This is a genomic window from Olsenella porci (assembly GCF_009695875.1).
GTDB lineage: Bacteria > Actinomycetota > Coriobacteriia > Coriobacteriales > Atopobiaceae > Olsenella_H > Olsenella_H porci.
In genome coordinates this window covers 266357-285063 of the sequence record NZ_VUNC01000001.1, presented here as the reverse complement: position 1 = coordinate 285063, position 18707 = coordinate 266357, and the positions used below count along the sequence as shown (strand labels likewise).

The 18707-nt window shown below is 64.3% G+C and carries 16 protein-coding genes and 2 tRNA genes; 5 read left to right on the top strand and 13 right to left on the bottom strand.

Annotated features, from left to right (window positions below):
* Window positions 1–108 precede the first annotated feature (108 nt).
* Complete coding sequence (locus FYJ68_RS01250) at window positions 109–1800, top strand: alpha/beta hydrolase family protein (RefSeq protein WP_154433499.1); 1692 nt, start codon at window positions 109–111, stop codon at window positions 1798–1800.
* Between the two features lie 81 nt (window positions 1801–1881).
* Here FYJ68_RS01250 and FYJ68_RS01245 read toward each other — a convergent pair whose 3' ends face one another.
* Window positions 1882–3108 carry an iron-containing alcohol dehydrogenase gene (locus tag FYJ68_RS01245; protein ID WP_154433498.1) on the bottom strand — a complete coding sequence of 409 codons (1227 nt, stop codon included), beginning with the start codon at window positions 3106–3108 and terminating at the stop codon, window positions 1882–1884.
* A 510-nt stretch (window positions 3109–3618) separates the two neighbouring features.
* On the opposite strand from FYJ68_RS01245, the gene FYJ68_RS01240 reads away from it, so the two are divergent.
* Both FYJ68_RS01240 and FYJ68_RS01235 read left to right on the top strand, forming a co-directional pair.
* A complete protein-coding gene (locus FYJ68_RS01240) occupies window positions 3619–4686 on the top strand; it encodes a tetratricopeptide repeat protein (RefSeq protein WP_154433497.1) in 1068 nt (355 codons plus the stop codon).
* A 1-nt stretch (window position 4687) separates the two neighbouring features.
* Complete coding sequence (locus tag FYJ68_RS01235) at window positions 4688–5659, top strand: hypothetical protein (protein ID WP_154433496.1); 972 nt, start codon at window positions 4688–4690, stop codon at window positions 5657–5659.
* A 98-nt stretch (window positions 5660–5757) separates the two neighbouring features.
* On the opposite strand, the gene FYJ68_RS01230 is transcribed toward FYJ68_RS01235, so the two are convergent.
* Window positions 5758–6213, bottom strand: coding sequence for a PTS sugar transporter subunit IIA (locus FYJ68_RS01230; protein WP_154433495.1), 456 nt, complete (start codon window positions 6211–6213; stop codon window positions 5758–5760).
* A gap of 115 nt (window positions 6214–6328) precedes the next feature.
* Between FYJ68_RS01230 and FYJ68_RS01225 the strand changes: the two genes are divergently transcribed.
* Complete coding sequence (locus FYJ68_RS01225; protein WP_154433494.1) at window positions 6329–7204, top strand: class II fructose-bisphosphate aldolase; 876 nt, start codon at window positions 6329–6331, stop codon at window positions 7202–7204.
* 98 nt (window positions 7205–7302) lie between these two features.
* Here the strand turns inward: FYJ68_RS01225 and FYJ68_RS01220 are convergent, their stop codons facing one another.
* The 6 genes from FYJ68_RS01220 to FYJ68_RS01195 form a co-directional block, all read right to left on the bottom strand.
* On the bottom strand, window positions 7303–7842 hold the full coding sequence (locus FYJ68_RS01220) for a hypothetical protein (protein ID WP_195837668.1): 540 nt from the start codon (window positions 7840–7842) through the stop codon (window positions 7303–7305).
* 90 nt (window positions 7843–7932) lie between these two features.
* Complete coding sequence (locus tag FYJ68_RS01215) at window positions 7933–9351, bottom strand: PTS galactitol transporter subunit IIC (RefSeq protein WP_154433493.1); 1419 nt, start codon at window positions 9349–9351, stop codon at window positions 7933–7935.
* Window positions 9352–9449: 98 nt separating this feature from the next.
* The gene (locus FYJ68_RS01210) at window positions 9450–9734 is read right to left on the bottom strand and encodes a PTS sugar transporter subunit IIB (protein ID WP_154433492.1); all 285 of its coding nucleotides are present in this window, start codon (window positions 9732–9734) and stop codon (window positions 9450–9452) included.
* A 153-nt stretch (window positions 9735–9887) separates the two neighbouring features.
* Window positions 9888–10409 (bottom strand): YjbQ family protein, encoded by a 522-nt coding sequence (locus tag FYJ68_RS01205; protein ID WP_154433491.1) that lies wholly within the window; start codon window positions 10407–10409, stop codon window positions 9888–9890.
* 2 nt (window positions 10410–10411) lie between these two features.
* Window positions 10412–11116: a triose-phosphate isomerase gene (locus tag FYJ68_RS01200; protein WP_154433490.1), complete on the bottom strand. Its 705-nt coding sequence runs from the start codon at window positions 11114–11116 to the stop codon at window positions 10412–10414.
* 142 nt (window positions 11117–11258) lie between these two features.
* Window positions 11259–12077 carry a GntR family transcriptional regulator gene (locus FYJ68_RS01195; RefSeq protein ID WP_229771937.1) on the bottom strand — a complete coding sequence of 273 codons (819 nt, stop codon included), beginning with the start codon at window positions 12075–12077 and terminating at the stop codon, window positions 11259–11261.
* 158 nt (window positions 12078–12235) lie between these two features.
* Between FYJ68_RS01195 and FYJ68_RS01190 the strand changes: the two genes are divergently transcribed.
* A tRNA-Glu gene (locus FYJ68_RS01190) sits at window positions 12236–12310 on the top strand.
* Between the two features lie 63 nt (window positions 12311–12373).
* On the opposite strand, the gene FYJ68_RS01185 is transcribed toward FYJ68_RS01190, so the two are convergent.
* The 5 genes from FYJ68_RS01185 to mfd all read right to left on the bottom strand — a co-directional run bounded on the left by FYJ68_RS01185 (window position 12374) and on the right by mfd (window position 18671).
* Window positions 12374–12458: transfer RNA gene (locus tag FYJ68_RS01185), tRNA-Leu, on the bottom strand.
* A 70-nt stretch (window positions 12459–12528) separates the two neighbouring features.
* Window positions 12529–13515 (bottom strand): Ppx/GppA phosphatase family protein, encoded by a 987-nt coding sequence (locus FYJ68_RS01180; RefSeq protein ID WP_154433489.1) that lies wholly within the window; start codon window positions 13513–13515, stop codon window positions 12529–12531.
* Window positions 13503–14030, bottom strand: a complete 528-nt coding sequence (locus FYJ68_RS01175; protein ID WP_195837667.1) for an FtsB family cell division protein — start codon at window positions 14028–14030, stop codon at window positions 13503–13505. Before FYJ68_RS01175 ends, FYJ68_RS01180 begins: the two co-directional genes overlap by 13 nt.
* Window positions 14031–14242: 212 nt before the next feature.
* Window positions 14243–15178 (bottom strand): nucleoside triphosphate pyrophosphohydrolase, encoded by a 936-nt coding sequence (mazG, locus tag FYJ68_RS01170; RefSeq protein ID WP_154433487.1) that lies wholly within the window; start codon window positions 15176–15178, stop codon window positions 14243–14245.
* 31 nt (window positions 15179–15209) lie between these two features.
* Complete coding sequence (mfd, locus tag FYJ68_RS01165; RefSeq protein WP_154433486.1) at window positions 15210–18671, bottom strand: transcription-repair coupling factor; 3462 nt, start codon at window positions 18669–18671, stop codon at window positions 15210–15212.
* Between the last annotated feature and the right edge of the window lie 36 nt (window positions 18672–18707).

The following is an 18707-nucleotide window of genomic DNA, read 5'->3' as shown; positions in this document are numbered from 1 at the left end:
GGTCAAGCGATGGCCCAAGGGGCGCTTCCCAAAGCTGGCGTTAAGCCTGCGTTGCTACGCTCTCCTCAAGGTGAGGGGCGGTGTCCCTGCCTCGGAAGGGAGCCATCGATGGGCGGCAAGATGACCAGGAGGGCGTTTCTCTCCGCCGGAGCGGTATCGGCGGGGCTCATCGGCGCCATGGGGGCCTCGAACCTGCGAGAGGCAAACTCTCAGGCGGCGACGGACTATTCGAGCCTCGCGCTTGATGGCTCCGCCTGGCAGTACGACTCCGACAACGACATCTACTACCAGCTCGGCGTGCGGTACTGTCTGAGCCCCGCCGCACCCGCCATCGAGTCGATGGGGATCTACGCCCCGGGCGCCTACCTCAGCGCGACGGCAAACTCCGACGGATCGACCTACACCTGCAAGCTCAACGAGGACGGGGCGGTTGGGGACTACACGGCCAGGGACGCCCCCATTGCGATGCCCGTCACCACCAACGGATACGCCCCGCAGAACCCTCCCACCTCGTACAGCCCCGACGACGTGAAGACCTACACCGCCGCCGGCATGGTGTACGTCCTTGCGGGGTGCCGCGGGAGGAGCAACGGAACCAACTCCGACGGTTCGGAGTACGACGGCGGCGCTCCGTGGGGCGTGACGGACCTCAAGGCGGCCATCCGCTGCCTCCGCCACAACGGCAACACCCTTCCGGGGAGCACGGACCGCATCTTCATCTTTGGCGTGTCCGCGGGAGGCGCCCAGAGCGCCGTGGTCGCATCGACGGGGGACGCGTCGGAGTATGACCCCTACCTCCAGTCGATCGGCGCCGTGACCGAGGACGGCTCTTCCGACGCCGTGTGCGGGGTGGCGTGCTGGTGCCCCGTGACGTCGCTCGACTCGGGCAACGAGGCCTACGAGTGGATGATGGGGCAGTTCTCGACCGACGACACCCGTGCGCAGGGCACCTGGACCAGGGCACTGTCGCAGGACATGGCGCGGGAGTTCGTCTCATATATAAACGGGTCCGACATCGAGGACGCCGACGGCAACCGCCTGACCCTCTCGGAGGGGGGAGGGGGCATCTACACCTCGGGCAGCTACTACGACCAGATGCTCTCGACCATCGAGGGCTCGCTCAACAACTTCCTCGTCGACACGAGCTTTCCCTACTCCACCGACGACGCAACCTACAACGATGCGCAAGCTTACATCGACTCCCTCAACTCCGACGAGGAGTGGGTGACCTACGACGCGTCCTCCAACACGGCGACGGTCTCGGGCATCGGCGCGTTCGTGAAGCATTGCAAGCCGCCGACCAAGGCGGTCGCCGCGTTTGATGACCCTGACAAGAGCGCCATGGAGAACCTCCTGATGGGCGACCACGACCAGGACGCCCGCCACTTTGACGCAACCATGGCAGACTTGATGGAGGATAACGCCAGCGACTACTCCTCCCTGAGTGGCTATGACTCCAGCTACGCCTCGGACTGGGCTAACGACGTCCAGACCAAGGACGCCTTGGGAATCGAGCAGGCCGCCCGCCTGAACATGTACAGCCCGCTCTACTACCTGTGCCCCTCGGGAGACGGCTACGGCACATCCACCGTGGCGCCAAACTGGAGAATCCGCAGCGGCATCACCCAAGGCGAGACCTCACTTGCCACCGAACTCAACCTTGCCCTGGTCCTTGCGCATGACTCGTCGGTGTCCAACCTCGACTTCCAGACGGTCTGGGCGCAGGGCCATACGGTCGCCGAGAGAAGCGGAGACCACACGCAGAACCTCATCGCATGGATCGCATCCAGCCTCTCGTAGAAGGCTCCCGGTGACAAAAGAAGCCCCGCCGGCGGGTGCCGACGGGGCTCTTGGGGGATGAACTTACCTGCGAATCGGTCCCTAGAAGTTGACCGGCTCGTCGTAGTAGCAGCACTTCAGAATCTTCTCGAAGTCCTCTGCCTTGGTCTCGCGCGGGTTCTCGGGCGTGCAGGCATCCTTGACCGCGTTGGCCGCGATGGTCGGGAGCTTCTCCAGGAACTCCTTCTCGGAGACCATGACGGGCTCGCCGGTCTCGTCGGCCTTGACGCCGCCGTTGGCATAGTTGTTGATGCTCTGCGGAATGTGCAGCTCGTCGTTCATGCTGCGAATCTTCTGCACCAGCGACTCGATGAGCTGGTCGTCGGTGGTGCCGGGAAGGTGCAGGATCTCCTTGGCAACGTAGGCGTAGCGCTCGTGAGCGCGAGGATCCTTCGAGTTCCACTGGATGGCCTTGCCCAGGTACATGGCGTTGGCGGCACCGTGGATGATGTGGCCGTTCTCAAACGCCGCGCCGGTCTTGTGCGCCATGGAGTGCACGATGCCGAGCAGGCCCGAGGAGAAGGCCAGGCCCGCGAGGCACTGGGCCTCGTGCATGTGCTTGCGGCCCTCGTGGTCGCCGGTGTAGGAGACAGGCAGCCACTGGGTGATCTCGCGGATGCCGTGCAGGGCGTCAGCGTCGGTGAACATGGAGGCAGCAGTCGAGACGTACGCCTCGAGGCAGTGCGTGAGGGCGTCCATCCCGGTGTGGGCGCAGAGCTTCTGGGGCATGGAGTAGGTGAGCTCGGGGTCGACGATGGCGACGTCGGGCGTAATGTTGAAGTCAGCTAGCGGGTACTTGATGCCATGCTCGTAGTCGGTAATGACCGAGAATGCCGTGACCTCGGTAGCGGTGCCAGACGTGGAGCTGATGGCGCAGAAGTGGGCCTTCTGACGCAGCTCGGGGAACGAGAACGGCTGGATGATGTTGTCGAACTTCTCGTCGGGGTACTCGTAGAACACCCACATGGCCTTTGCGGCATCAATGGGCGAGCCACCACCGATGGCGACGATCCAATCGGGGCCAAAGTCCTGCATGAACTTGGCGCCCTTCTGCACCGTCTCGATCGACGGGTCGGACTCGACGCCCTCGAACAGCTTGACCTCGAAGCCGGCATCCTCCAGGTCCTTCTGGACATCCTGCAGGAAGCCGCCGCGGCGCATGCTGTGGCCACCGGAGACGATGACGGCCTTCTTGCCCTTGAGGTTCTTCACCTCGTGGCGGGCGCCCTCGCCAAAGTACAGGTCACGCGGGTTGGTAAAACGTCCCATTACACTCTCCTCCTTCTGCCGGCAACCGCCCCCAGCGGAGCCGACAACGAGTCGCCCAATGCGACGATTGCGGGCGAACCCCTCGCCCGCTGTTCAACCATGGGGAATGGGATACGAACCCCATCCGGTAGAGAGAATACCCATAGGGGTCTGATGCACGCTCAGGAATCATCTCGCCGAATTTCTCGACCGTATACTGAATACTGATTGCGCATCTATTGACTTTTTTGAATGTACACTATATAGAATACATTCACCATCTGATATGAGATGCTCCCGCATTCGTACCCCAGCGGTGTCGCCGACCGCCCGACGCCCGCGAGGCGAGAAACCCGCTGCACGCGGCATTTCTTCAGCCTCTCCCTTAAGCTTTTGCTTTTTGAGACCGGCGCCTCCCACGCAGGCAGAACCAGCAAGTGGATACCACCACCACGCTCCGGGACACGCCCTGCGCTCCGCCCACACCTGAGATACGATGGCATGTCGTAGGCACGCTTTGGGAGGAGGCACATGTCGTTTGACCCCAGCAGGGAGGACTACCAGCGCCTGGCGCTTCGCTTTGTGAACCAGCTCGACGGGACCGATCCACTTAAAGCGGCAAGGGAGTTCGCCACCTTTGGGCGTCGGTTTGCGCAGGACCGGGACTCGCTCCCCCAGACCGACGAGGACAGGGCGTTTCACCTGGTCTCCCTAGCGGCAACGATCATAGACTACGACCTGCCCTTCTCCCGCGGAGGAACGTCCCAGGACCTCCTCAAGCGCGGGCGCAACCTGCTCAACGAGGCGGTCTCGCTGGACCCGTACTGCTATGACGCCATTCGTATGCTCCGCGCCGCCGACATCCCGTCATTTGACCTCTACTACGATTTCTTGGACGAGACGGCAGACGAGGTGGGCGCCCACTGCCAAGAGCAGCGCGACCTGATGCTTGCGACCCATGAGGGGGACCGAGCGGTCCTCGCAAGCAAGATTGCCATGTACCCCTACCTTCGCTGGCTGGGCATGCAGGCATCCAAGGCGGTCATCTGCGGACGCAACCGGCAGGCCATCAGAATCTGCAACAGGCTGCTGGAGCTGGACCCCACCGACATCGCAGACGCCCGTTTCACCGCGGCGATCGCCTACGCCAAGCTGGAGGACGAGGGCGGCTTGGACGCGCTCGCGCGCAGGACGCGACAGGTCTCGATCGAGCGGGCGAGAGGTCCCGAGGACGCGTGGATGCAGCTCGCCCGCATGGCGATCCGGTTCAAGCAATACCGGATGAACGACGCCAAGCGCCAACTCCAGCAGCTCTGCGACACCTACCCCTACGCCGCTGCCACGATCTTTCTGCAGCACGAGCTGCCCGACGGCGTCTTCTACCGACTTGCCGTGCCCCCGTACAGCGAGGACGAGCTCATCGTGGCGTGCTCCGAGGCGACGGTCCTGTTCCAGGAGGGCAGGGCAAGATGCGGTCACGGCTCACTGGGGACCTGGCTCGCCGAGCGGGCGAAGGAGCTCGCCCCAAAGGAGGACATCGACGCGCTCGTGGCGCGGGAGGACAGCGAGCTCAATGGCGACTCCGGGGAGGGGAGGTAGCTTGGACGCAAGGGAAGAGCTGGTGCAGCGCGTCGCCCGCAGGCGCGGTGAGCGCATGGGCCTCTCAAAGAGTGCCTACGCCGAGCTGCTCCTGGCGGTTCGCAAGAACCCGGTGGAGTTCATCGACAATCGCGAGGACGCCACGTTTCTCGCGTTGGGGAAGCTGCTGGACAAGTTCGCGGCAGACCGACAGGGCGACGACCTGCTGGAGGACGACGAGTTCGCGATAGAGCGCGCAAAGCGCATGGGCAAGCTGTCCATTGCCTGCGAGAAGATCACCAAGGCGTGTCCCACCTGCGTGGACGCACGCGTGGTGCAGATCATCGCCAGTGACAGGGACCCGGACGTGGAGCTGGGGATGCTCTTGGACCTTCGCGACGAAATCGCGGGCGGCCCATGGACGTCCGACACCACCGGGACTGGCGACGCCTGGAACGACGTGTTCGCCCGTCCATGGCTCAGGCTGCTCGCCCGCATACAGTTTGCCGCCCTTGACTCGGGCCGCTACCGCATATGCGACAAGGCGGGGGAGGATGCGCTGTCCCTCTCCCCCACTGACGGCGTGGGGGCGAGAAGGGCATGCGCGCTCTCTCGCGCGAGGCTCGAGGACGAGGAGGGGCTCAACCGGCTCGAGGCACGCTTCTCGCACCGGGGAGACTCGTGGTTTGCCCTCTCGAGGGTCATCCTGCTGTACAAGCTGGGCCGCATGACCGCCGCCCGCCGAGCCCTGCGGGGCATGTGCAGCCTGTGCGACGGTGGCGCCTATGCGCTGCTGCGTCCCATCCTCATCGACACGTACATGCCAGACCGCCCCCAGTACGCCCCCTACAGCTTTGAAGAGGTCACGCTCGCCGTGCACGAGGCGGATCCGATCATCCTGGACGTGCCGGACTTTGCCCTGTGGGCCGAGCGCCAGGAGGACATAGCCTCCGCGGGCAAGTCGTTTGCGGGGGAGCACGGGCTCGACTGGTAGCCGCGAGCGCCTGCAATCGATAGGAGAAGGGCGCGGGAGCCAGCTGATTCGCAGCCTCCCGCGCCCGACCTGGGGCCTATGACCGAAGCGCCTCTCCCCTAGTCGCCCAGCTTGGGCGCCATGAGGTCGTAGAGTGCGTCGACGTCCTGGCACGCATACGCCTGGTTGAGAAGGTCTGCGTCCTGGATGACGGCGATAAGCCTCTGGAGCATCTCGACCTGGCCATGCGGATCGGCGATGCCCAGCATGAAGAACATCTTGGGGTGCAGCGTGGTGTCGGGATCACCCATCATCTTCATCTCGACGGGATTCTTGAGCGTGATGACTGCAACGCCAGTCTTGTTGATGTACTTTGCGTCACAGTGGGGCATCGCGATGTCGAACGCGGCACCTGGAAGCGCCGTGGGATAGACCTGCTCGCGATCGATGATCGCCTGGGGGTACCCCTCGGTCGCAAAACCATTGTCGACGAAGGCGCGGGCTGCCTCGCGCAGCGCGCTGTCCGCATCCGGGCAGTCAAGCCCAATCTGTATGAGCTCCTTCTTGAGAATCATTCGTTCTCCCTTCCACGGTCTAACTCGTGCTGTCTCTTACTCTGTACTTGTATATACTAGCATATACAAGATAGTGGCTTGACATCCAAGCCACCCGACTGGAGGGGAGTGTTGAATGCTCATCAACCTTCGAGACATCTGCTCCATCGCCGAGCAGAACAACATGGCAATCGCATCGTTCAACGTACCCAGCTTTGAGGCTCTCCGCGCGGCTATAGACGTGGCGGAGCAGACCGGCTACCCGGTCATCCTTTCCCACGCCGAGGGACATGACCCGTTTGCGCCGCTCGACAAGATCGGCCCCACCATGGTCGCCCTCGCGGAGCGCTCCAGCGCCACCCTCTGCGTGCACCTAGACCACTGCGAGCACCTCTCGTACATGTACAAGGCGCTTAACATGGGCTTCACGGGCGCCATGTTCGATGGCTCCTTCCTCCCCTACGAGGAGAACGTGGCCAACTCCAGTCGCGCCGCAGACATGTGCGCGAGCTTCGACGCCGGACTTGAGTGCGAGCTCGGCTCCATGGGCAGCCGCGAGGCCGGGTCGCGCGACGAGGGTGGTACCGCACAGGAGTCTGGCGCCATCTACACGGACCCCGACCAGGCGCAGGAGTTCATCGCCCGCACCGGTCTCGACATCCTTGCCTGCTCGTTTGGCACCGTTCACGGCCTGTACAAGGGCGAGCCGCACCTCAACTTTGACGTCCTGACCCAGATTCGCGAGCGCAACAACGTACCCCTGGTCATGCACGGTGGCTCGGGCGTCTCGGACGAGGACTACGTCAAGTCCATCAACGCCGGCATCAGGAAGATCAACTACTACACCTACGGCGTAAAGTATGCCGGCGAGGCAGTGGAGAGGCTCGTGGGCGAGAAGGGCGGCAAGGTCGCCTACTGGCACGACATGACCACCGTCGCGTACGAGACCCTTCGCGACGACTTCGAGAAGGTCGTCAAGGTCTTCGCGAATGGTGCGAAGCCCCTGGCGTAAGGCATAAAGCGCCTTTAACTCATACGACGCGCAAGGCGGCCCGCCATCGAGAGGATTCTCTCGGGCGGGCCGCCTCGTGTCTCTTACCCAAGCCAGCGTCACTGGCGCTTGCGCTTGGACTTGGACTTTGGCTTTAGGGGCGTTGCACCATCGGAGAGGTCCACGAACCCTCCCCCACGCCGGGCGCGCGCCCTCAGGCTGGTGGGGTTGAGGGTGTTCTCGAGGTCGACGAGACGGTCAAAGAGCTCCTGCCCGCCGTCAAACCACTGGGCATGGACCCAATAGCGCCCGCGGAGGAAGCTGTCGCCGTCCATGCGGATATACAGGCGCATCTGGCTTGGATACTCCCTCACCCTGACATCATGCGTCTTTTCGAAGTCGTACCTGTCGCGCTTACCGTAGCACTCAAATTCCACGAAGCCATCGCCGAAAATGACGGAGTGCGGGTACGCGCGCGCCACAAAGGTCTTGAAGGCGCCATAAGCCCCAATGACGGCAATCACGACCATGAGCCCAACCAGGACGCCCCTCGCCGCCTCGAACACGCAGGCGATGGCGATGGCGAGGCAGATGACGCCTTGGGCCGTCACCTCCCAGTTGAAGTGGCCGCGAGCGTATGTGTAGGTCCTCTCTTCCATGCTCCTCCAAACGAGGACGGGCCCCACGCGACAGCAGCCGTGGGACCCGTCCCTTCCAGACCGGGAAGCTCGTTGCGGAGACAAGCTACCTTACTTCTGCGCAGCCGCCTCGGCGCTCTCCTCATGGAGCTCCGCCGCCTCGCGCAGGATGCGCTTGCGGTTCCAGAGGGCAAGCGCAACGTCACCCACCGCGAGGACGACCAGGCCGATGTAGGTGCCGATCGTACCAAAGCGGACGATGAGCCAGGTGAGCGGGTTAGCGCCATCGCAGATGGACGAGATCGCAGCCGCGCCACCCATGTCAAAGTTGACGTTTGCCGCGGCGGAGGTGATGAGCGGCGAGAGGTCGGTGGCAATGTAGAAGCCAACTGCCAGGACGACGATGCCAACGAGCAGGCCGCGGAAGCCGTTCTCGTGGACGATCGGGGTGATCAGCACGAGCATGTAAGGGATGCACGCCAGGTCGGCGAGAGGCACGACCTTGTTGCCAGGAAGGATGAAGGCCAGGAAGACGGCCACCGGCACGAGAATCAGGGCCATGGTCAGGGTCACGGGGTGACCGGTGCCCACGGCGGAGTCAAGACCGATGTAGATCTTGCCGCGGTTGGAGAAGTGCTTCTGGATGAAGGCAGAGGCAGCATCGGAGATGGGGAGCAGGCCCTCCATGAGCAGTGCGGCCATGCGCGGAATCAGGACCATAACGGCGCCCATTGCGACCGCGATGTAGAGCACGGACTGGGTAGTGGTGCCATCGGAGTTGGTGACGGGAAGCAGACCATAGCCGGCGAGGATTCCGATGACAAGGCCGATGATGGAGCCGAGCATGACGGGGTCGCCAAACACGCCGAACTTCTTCTGCATGCTGCGGACGTCCCAGTTGATGTTCTTGATGCCGGGAATCTTGTCAAGGAGCCAGTTCACCGCAAACGCGATGGGCACGTATGCGCCAGAGAAGCCGTGGGGGATGGAGACGCCGGGAAGGCCCAGGGACTCCTCGACGAGCGGAGCGGTGACGTCGCCGATGATCAGGACGACGACCTCGTTGATGATGGCGGCAAAGATGCCAAGGCCCACGTTGTTGGTGACGATGGCGACGAGGGCACCGGTGAAGGCGAAGTGCCAGTAGTTCCAGATGTCGACGTCGGCGGTCTGGGTCGTGTTGGTGAGCAGCATGACGACGTTCACCAGCAGGGCCAGCGGGATGATGATGGTTCCGACGACAGAGCCCATGGCGATGGCGGAGGCCGCAGGCCAACCAACGTCGATGACCGAGAGCTCGAGGCCGAAGCGGTTGACCATGGCGGTGACCGCGGAGGCGAGATCGGTTCCCATCAGCTGGTTAATGACTAGGTTAAGGCCGATGAAGCCGATGCCGACGGTAAGGCCCGCCTTGAGGCTCTTGCCAAAGCCGGCTCCAAAGCAGCAACCGATGATGGTGAGGACGATCGGCATGACGACCGAAACGCCCAGGCTGGATAGCCCGTTGAAGAACGCAACGATTGCATCCATAGGTGCTGTTCTCCTTCCATTTTGCGTACATTTCCCAGGACCCCTCCGCTAGGGCCCCAGTAAAACCTAAATTATTGAGGGCTTTGTGGCTCCTACGGCTACTTTGCCATGAAGTCGAGGATCTGCTGCTCGACCCCGGCCTTGCCAATTCCGGTGAGGAACGGGATGCCCGAGATGAAGGGGCACTCAATGCCCTGGGGCTTCGCGGTTGTGGCGATAAGGAGGTCGGCAGTCTTGGACTTTGCCACGGCCTCCGCAATGGAGCACTGCTGAAGCTGGTACTCGCCGTTGAATCCGTGGGAGTCGAGCAGGTCGGTAATCTTTGCGACGACAGCGGTGGATGTCGCAACCCCAGAACCACAAGCGACGATGATGGTCTTCATGAGAAATTCCTCCTAAACGGACGAACGTTCAGCTGCCAAAAAGCAACTGCTTCATACATCTGCCATAAAGTATATACTTCCCGTTCAAAAATCAAGCGCCACTTGTACATTTTTCTGATTACAAGTGACGCCTGGCAGGTAGACAGTATGAAACTACTCCCCCATGACGATCACGCGAAGGCGACGGGTGCGCTCGCGCGTACGGTCATAGTCGACGAAGAAGATGCTGGCTAGGCCGTTCATCTGGAGCTTGCCCTCGGCAACCTCAAAGGTCTGGCTGCCGCCGATGAGGGTCGAGCGCAGGTGGGCGTCACCGTTCCAGAGCATGGTCCTGTCGCCGCCGGGAAGATACTTCTCCGGGTTGGGCCACGACTCGACCTCCTCCAGGTGCTTCTCGCCCGGGTAGTTGTAGGTATTCCAGTCGTGCTGCTCGGGGAAGATCTTCTGGAGGCCGTTGTTGAGGTCCGCGTGCAGGAAGAGGTCACCCGCTCCGTTGCGGTCGTGGTCGTACTCGTCAGAGAACACCGCGCAGGTGGTGTGGCACGAGATGACCGAGACGATGCCCTCCTTGACGCCACTCTCCTCGACGATCTTGTTGACCTCGTCGGTCACGTCGATGTAGGTGGGCTTGCCCGCCTGGGTGTCAACGGTTACCTGACCCTTGTAGACAGTCATCCCTATGCCTCCTTGTAGAAGTCGGTGCGGGCGCGGTCAAGCGCCTCGAACATCTCGTCGAGCTTGGCAAGCGGGTCATCGGCGCACACGATGCCGGAGGTGCCGCCCGTGGCGTCGGCACCCAGCCTTATGGCGTCGTACACGTTCTGGCCGGAGTGGATGCCGGCAGCCTGGAGCACCTTGGTGCTGGGCGAGACCGCACGCACGGCCTCGGTCGAGGACCTCATGTAGTCCTCACCCGCAACCTGGCCGGTGCCGATGAGGCTGGTGAGCTCGCAGGTGATGATGTCGGGGTGAAGTTCGGCGATGATCTGGGCCTCCTCGACGGAGTCGGCGCAGACGCAGGTGAGGATGCCCACCTCGTTTGCGCGAGCGATGGTCGCCGCAAGCTCGTGGACGGTCTTGGGGTTCTCGGCGTGGTTGAGGAACGTCGCCTTGACGCCCGCCGCCGCGAGGGCCTCGGGAAGGATGTGCCCCATGCCACGACCGGGCTTCAGGCTCTCCATGTTCTGGGCGCACGGCGTGAGGTGGGGGCAGTTCTCGATGACCCAGGGTAGGTCAATGAACTGAGCGGTGAACAAGCAGTCAAGGTCATACTTTGCCGCAAGCTCCTCGGCGCGCTGCGCCAGCTTGCGGAGATCCTCACCATAGGTGTAGGACTTGGGGTTCACGACGAGAAACGGGCTTCTGAGCGTTGCCTTCTCCATGCGAGTCTCCTCCTGACATCGAAGATGTGTAGGAACTGTCGCGAAGAGTATAGCAACTCCAAGGGCTACTTGTACATCTTTCAATGAACAAGAGTCTCAAGGGCGTGTTAGAGGGCGCGGGGGGCAGGCACCCGGCCGCGCGTCACTCCTGGACCGCATCCCCCACGACCGCCTGGCCAGAACTAAGCCAAGTCAGACTCCACTCGAAGGGGGTCCGATCGGAAAAGCGGATTGTCTGCTCGAGCACGAGGAGCGGTGCAGATTCGTCACAGCGCAGATATCTCCCGTGCTCCACACCTGCCAGGCGCGCCGTGGTGCGAATCCTCGAATAGGCAATCTTCTTCCCGCTGCAGCGTTGCGCCGCATCGAAGGCGGGCTCCTCTTCAAACCTGACCTTCTCGTATCCGGGGCAGACCGCAAGGTTGGTCCAGCTCTCCTGGCAGATGAGGGGAACCCCCTCCACAAGGCGAACCCTCCTGAGGAAGAGCGCCTTGCCCCCCTCCTCCATCTCGAGCTCCCGCGCAACGTCGACCGGGGCGGGAAGGACCTTCTTGTCCAGGACGAGCGTGATGAAGTCCTTCCCCTGGTCGTGCAGGGACTGGGCAAACGAGATGGGGCGAATGCCGGCGGGATGAGAGATCCCAAACTCCGTGACGAACGTACCCTTGCCATGGCGCTGGACGAGAAGCCCCTCGTCGACGAGCGTCTTGATTGCGTGCCTGACGGTCCCGCGACTGAGGCCGAACCGCTCCATCAACTGGTGCTCGGAGGGTATCTTGGAGTCTGCCTTCCACTCCCGGGAATAGATCTTCTCGCGAAAGATCTCGGAGAGCTGCGCGTGGTAGGTGGTCCCAGCAACCTCTTGCGGCTTTCCCTTGTACAGGGGTGGGACCGACCTGGCCAACGCTGGGGTCGGTATGGGGTTTGGCATATAGGTAGTATCGGTCTCGTCCGCTGACATGCTGCTTGTTGTCCTCGCACTATCAATCTTTGGTCCTACTGGATTGAATCTCTCCCTCCATCGTACCCGTGCAGTCAAGTATTGGACAAGTGGTCTCTTTGGTTTGTGGAGAGGCATGGAGGAGTACATCCCGTAGGCTCTGTTATACTGGCCGATGCGTCCCCATCGTCTAGCGGTCAGGACATCGCCCTTTCAAGGCGACGACACGAGTTCGAGTCTCGTTGGGGGCACCATGGCAAACAGGGGGCGGCGCACCAGGCTGGTGCGCCGCCCCATTCATTTTGCAACGGAACGTGTGGTAGGGGCGGCGGGGCTCGAACCCGCAATCCTCTCGGAGGCAGATTTTAAGTCTGCTGCGTATGCCAATTTCGCCACGCCCCCAAGCCCTTGCAATGATATCGCGGCGAGAGGCCCGCAGGCACCTCTCGCCCGGCAAGAGCCCGCAAGCGGACTACCGGACGGGCGCGAGAAGCGGCTTCCAGCCCACTGGGGTCTGGTCGCCACGCATGGTGGCCGCCGCACAGAGCGAGAGGCCAAAGAGCAGGTCGCTCTCGCTCACGGTGAGCTCGTCAAAGCCGGTCTGTGCCATGAGCTCGGCAATTGCAACGGCTCCACCGAGAATCACGCCGGCCCGCTTGGGCTGCAGGCCCGGCAGCTCGCGCCGTTGGGCCACAGTCATGGAGGTGAGACCCATGACCAAGCCCTCCACCTGCGCACGACTCAGGGTCGCGAGGTGGACCTGGCGGGGATCGTAGGGCTGCAGGCGCTTCTCGATGGCAACGAGGCTGGTCACCGTACCACCCGTTACGACGAGCCTGGAGGGACGATTCTCCGCGATCTTCTCCTCGGCGGCAGCGTTCGCAAACGGACCGTCCGCGAACGCACGCGCGGCGGCGATGTCGTCCGGCGAAGGCGGGTCGCCCGCCGAGAGGAAGCGCTCGGTAATCCTGCGGCATCCCACGTTCTCGGAACGCACCGCCTCGAGCTCGAGGCCGGTCGCGGAGAGCGTCCCCAGCGCCAGCTCGGTTGATCCGCCGCCGTTGTCCGCCACGAGTATGCGCTGCCCGGGGAAGTCCTGGGCCACCCCAAGGAAGGTGAGGGACCCCTCCACCTCGCCCGGGATGACCATGGGCCTGAGCCCGCGACCCTCGAGCGCCGAGAGAAGCTCGCCCGAGTTGCTCGCATCGCGCGCCGCCGAGGTGAGCGTGCAGCAGACGGCCTGAGCCCCCGACGTGGCGGTGGACGCAAGGTATTGGTCGATGCATGCGAGCACACGGTCGCGCGCCTCGTCGCAGATCATCCCCGTCGCGGTAAGGTCCTGACCGAGGTTGCAGATATTCGAGCTCTTGGCGAGCCGCTGGACCTTGTCCCCCTCGACCTCGGCGACCGCCAGGCGGCACGTCACGGTTCCGATGTCTATGCACGCTACGCGTTCCATGTTGCCTCCGGGTCGTAGCCAAACGCCGTGTCGAGCAGCTTGGTGGTCATGCTGCGGTCATCCTGGTAGGCGTCCACCGCAGAGGGGTCACTCTGGGAGTCGTCGCTCAGGCCCTCGACGGTCACGGCCGTCTCGCCCTGCAACACGTACCCGCGCTTGCGGGCCTCGTCCTCGATGCCCTCCTTGGTCTGCAGGCGCTGAACGTCTGCGGTGAGCGCGGAGTTCTGGCTGGATATGTCATCGTACTTCTGCTGCAGGACCTCTCCAGTCCTACGCGCCACGTAGTAGTCGCGCGCGGGACCATACAGCCCCACGACCGCGACCAGGACGACTGCGAAGACGGTGACGATGACGCGATGGTGAGCCGCCCAGTCCCCGGCGGAGAGGATCCTCTCCGCCGCGTCCGCACGGCCTTCGCGACGGGTGACCTCGCGGCCCGTCTGGACCGGGACGCGACGACCGCCACGGCGGGACTCCTGGGCCCTACCGCGCGCTGCCCGTGAAGTCTCCCGCACGGGGGTGACGCGATCGCGATTCTCTCGCTCCCCGCGCCGTCCACTTGGTGCGACCGGTTGGCGTGGGGTGCCATATCTGGGGAGGGCGATTGACCCGCCCGCTTGGGAACGACTGAGTCTGCTCATGCCATGCTTCGTTTCTGGTTCGTTTGGCGAGGGGCGCCAATCCGCCCCGTGGACTTCATACTATAGCAGCCGGCGGTGGGGCGGACCTACTTCCCCGAGGCCTCCGCAACGTCACCAGAGGCCCTCTGTCCCGAGCGCTCCCGCTCCTTTGCGGCGTCCCACATGAGGTTGAGGCGCTCCGTTCCCACGTCCTCCAGGCTCACGCCCTCCTCGCGTGCCATGCCCTCCATCAGGGCCCAGCGACGCCTGAACTTGCGGTTTGCGGCGGACAGGGCCTCCTCCGCGTCAATGTGCTCCCAGCGGGCGACGTTCACAAGGGAGAAGAGCAAGTCGCCAAACTCCTCCGCCCGCTCGGGGCTGCCGGGCTCCTCGGCCTCGAACTCGTCCCGCTCGCTCCGGACCTGCCCCCACACCTCGCCCTCGCTCGCCCACTCAAAGCCGGCCTTTGCCGCACGCTTTGAGATCTTCTGGCACTGCATGAGCGCCGGCAGCGACTTGGGCACGGAGTCCAGAAGCCCCGGTTCCTCTCCCCCTGCGCCCCTTGCCTCGCGCTCCTGGCGCTTGACGTCGTCCCAGATGTCCAGCACCCCGCCCACGGAGTCCGCGCCATCGGAGGCGAGGTCGCCAAAGACGTGCGGATGCCTGCGCACGAGCTTTTGGTTGAGCTCGCGGCACACGTCGTCTATGTCGAAGTCGCCCTCGTCCGAGGCAATCTGTGAGTGGAGAAGCACCTGCTCCAGGACGTCACCAAGCTCCTCGCGAAGGTGAGGCATGTCGTCGGACTCGATGGTGTCTACCGCCTCGTAGGCCTCCTCGATCATGTTGCGCGTGATGGAGCGGTGGGTCTGCGCCTTGTCCCACGGGCAGCCGTCGGGCTGGCGCAGCCGCCAGATGGTGCGCACCAGGCGGTCGAACTCAGGGTGCTCGCCCGGCGCACCCTCGCGCCCGGAGTTCTGCGCGTCCGCGCGGTCCGCGGCATCCTGCCAGCGGTTATCCCCGCGGCCCCTCTCGCCTTCACCCATTGGCACTCCCCTCCGCGGGCGTGGCCCGCTCCTACTCCTCGTCGTCCCCGCCTATCTCCTCCAGCACCCCAAGGGCCGCCGGCAGCAGCTCCTCCTTGCCGGTATGGAACGGATAGGCGAGCTTCCTGGTCTTGGGGTACACGATCGCGCGGTGCTGGCGCAGCCTTGCTGCCACGTCTCGGGGCACGTCCACCCCCTGGTAAATCAGACGTCCGTTGGTGAGCGAGACGCTCGTGGCACCCAGGCGCTCGCAGCGAATGCGGATGCGCGCGCGGTCGAACAGGTTCTTGCCCGCAAGCGGGAGCGCACCATAGCTGTCCTCCAGGTCGCGCTGCAGGGCGTCCACGTCCGCCAGCTCCGTCGCCGCGGCGAGGCGGCGGTAGGCCAGCACCCTGCGGTCGACGTCGGGCAGGTACTCCTCCGCAAGGTAAAAGTCTGCCGGGAGGTTGATGGTGACCTCCGTCTGCTCCACGTCTGGCGCCTCGCCCCTCGCCTCGCTCACAGCCTGGCCCAGCATCTGGGTGAACAGGTCAAAGCCCACGCTCGAGAGGTTGCCATGCTGCTCCGCGCCCATAAGGGACCCGGCGCCGCGGATCTCGAGGTCGCGCATGGCGATGCGCATGCCGCTTCCCAGGTCCTGGTACTCGTTGATGGCAGTGAGACGGTCCGTGGCCTCGGGGGTGAGGGGCGTCTCACCCGGGAACATGAAGTACGCGTACGCCTGCACCCTGCCGCGACCAACGCGACCCTTGAGCTGGTAGAGCTGCGCCAGCCCCAGTCGCTGGGAGTCCTCGATGATGAGCGTGTTGGTGTGAGGGTTGTCGATGCCGCTCTCGATGATGGTCGTTGCCACGAGCACGTCTATCTCGTGCTCGTCGAACTCCATCATCACGTCCTCCACCTGAGAGGCGCTCATCTGGCCGTGCGCCACGCCCACGCGGGCTTCGGGGGCGGCCTCGTGCACGCGGTCCACGGCGTCCTCGATGGTGGTGACGCGGTTGCTCACGTAGTAGACCTGGCCCTTGCGCTCCAGCTCTCGCCGGATGGCGTCGCTCACCACATCGGAATCCCACTCGCCCACGGTGACCTTCACCGGCAGGCGCCCCGGCGGCGGGGTGAGGATGAGGCTCATGTCGCGCACGCCGCTCATGGCCATCTGCATGGTACGCGGAATGGGCGTTGCCGAGAGCGTGAGCACGTCCACCTGCTCGCGCAGGTTCTTGAGCTGCTCCTTGTGCTGAACGCCAAAGCGCTGCTCCTCGTCGATGATCACGAGTCCCAGGTCGTGCGGGTTCACGTCGGCAGACAGCAGGCGGTGGGTGCCGATGAGCACGTCCACGTCGCCCGAGGCAAAGCCCTCGAGGGCCTTGCGCTGCTGGGCGGGGGTCACAAAGCGCGAGAGAACGCGCACGTCCAGGTCAAAGGGCGAGAAGCGCTCGAAGAACGTCTCGAAGTGCTGCTGCGCCAGGATGGTGGTGGGGCACAGCACCATGACCTGCTTGGAGTCCTGGCAGCACTTGAAGGCCGCGCGCAGGGCCACCTCGGTCTTGCCAAATCCCACGTCGCCGCAGAGCAGGCGGTCCATGGGCTTGGGAGACTCCATGTCGGCCTTGATGTCCGCAACCGCCGATGCCTGGTCGGGAGTGAGCTCGTAGCGAAAGCTCGCCTCCATGTCCGCCTGGGCGGGCGTGTCGGGCGAGAACGCGTGGCCCGACACCGATGAGCGTCGCGTGTAAAGGTCCACCAGGTCAAAGGCGAGCTTCTTGGCACTCTTGCGCGCCTTGCCGGTGGCACGCGACCAGTCGGCGGTGTTGAGCCGCGTGAGGCGCGGGCTCGAGCCATCCGGCCCTACATAGCGGGTGATGCGGTCGACCTGCTCAAGCGGGACAAACAGCTTGTCTCCCCCGGCGTACTCCAGGAGGAAGTAGTCGCGCTGTCGCCCACCGACCTCCTGGCGCACGATCTGCGAGAAAAGCGCGATGCCGTGCGTGGCGTGGACGACGTAGTCCCCCGGCTTGAAGGGGAACGTGACCGTGGTGGGGTCCACGCGGCGGGCATGGTCGCGGTGTCTCGCCATGCGAGAGGTGAGATCGCTCACGCTGAACACACCCAGGCGCGCGGAGGGAACCACGATGCCGGCGGGGACGGGCGCGTCGAAGAAGGTGACGATGCCGCGGGAGAGCGGGGTCACGTGGTCGTTGGCCAAGTCCGAGGCCACGGGCACGTTATTGGGAGCCGCAGCTCCCAGCGACTCCTCAAAGGGGATGCCCTCGTCGCTCAGGGTGAGCTCAAGCGCCTCGCGCGCACCGCGATCGGGCACGGCAAAGACGACTGCGCTCCTCTCCCCCACCAACTGGCGAAGACGGCCAAGCAGCTTTGCGTCGCTACCCGCAATGCCCGGCTGACGCACGGCGAGCTGCGAGGTGGCGGAGGTGCCGGCCCGCTGAATCGACGAAAGCGAGAGTCGCTGCTGCCTGCCAAAGTCTAGTTCCCGGGGAGAGGAGAACAGGCCATCCGGCTTCACGCGCACCGCGTTGGCCGAGGCAACGACGTCGTCGTAGGCGTGCATGCAATCGTCGAAGAGCGCACGGGGCTCCGCGAGAACCACGAGCGTGTCCTTGCTCGCGTGGTCGATGACCGAGGCACTTCCGCCGTAGAGGGCGGGGAGGTACTTCTCGAGCGACGGCTCGGCGGAACCCGCCTGGATGAGCTCGAGGTCGGCCGCGACCTTTGAGTTGTCCTGCGCGCGCTTGTAGAGGGCATGGCGGGCGGCATCGATTGTCGTGGGCGTAAGCGCAATCTCGCGGCAGGGCGAGACCGTGACCGAATCCAACTCGCCGATGGTCTGCCCCGTGGAGGGAACCATGCGCCGCACGCGGTCGACCTCGTCGCCAAAGAACTCGATGCGAACGGGCGAGGTCGCCTGCGCGGGGAACACGTCCACGCTGTCGCCGTGCACGTGGAACATGCCGGGTTCGCTGACCTCGGCGGAATCGCCGGCATCGGTGTAGCCCATGCCCACCAAAAGGTGACCCACGTCCTCAAAGTCAACCTGATCGCCCACCGAGAAGGTGCTCGAGGCAAAGTAGCCTGAGCCCACGGGCGGAACCCGACGGAGGAGCGCCGCCGCACTTGCGACCACCACGCACCTCTCCCCTGCCGAGAGACGCGCGACGGCGGAGCAGCGGGCGCCCACGGCGGCGTCGTCCGGGGCCTTGGGGGACCAGGGCAGGTCCTTGCGGTCGGGATAGCGGCATACCACGTCCATGCCGAGCCAGGCGGCAAGCGACCGCGCCGTGCGGTCGGCCGCCTCCTCGCCGGCAACGACCATGAGGCAGGGGCGGGGGTCCCGCGCCCAGAGGGAGGCGAGGACCAGGGGGCGTGCGCTTTGCGACACGCCGAGCGTGACGTCATCGCCCGCGTCGAGCCCGTGCAGCAGGGGCACAAACTCGGGGGCGGCGAGCAGCTGTCTTGAGACTCTGTTGATAAACATGGGACACATTGTAGGCGGCGTTTGTCGCCGTGCCGA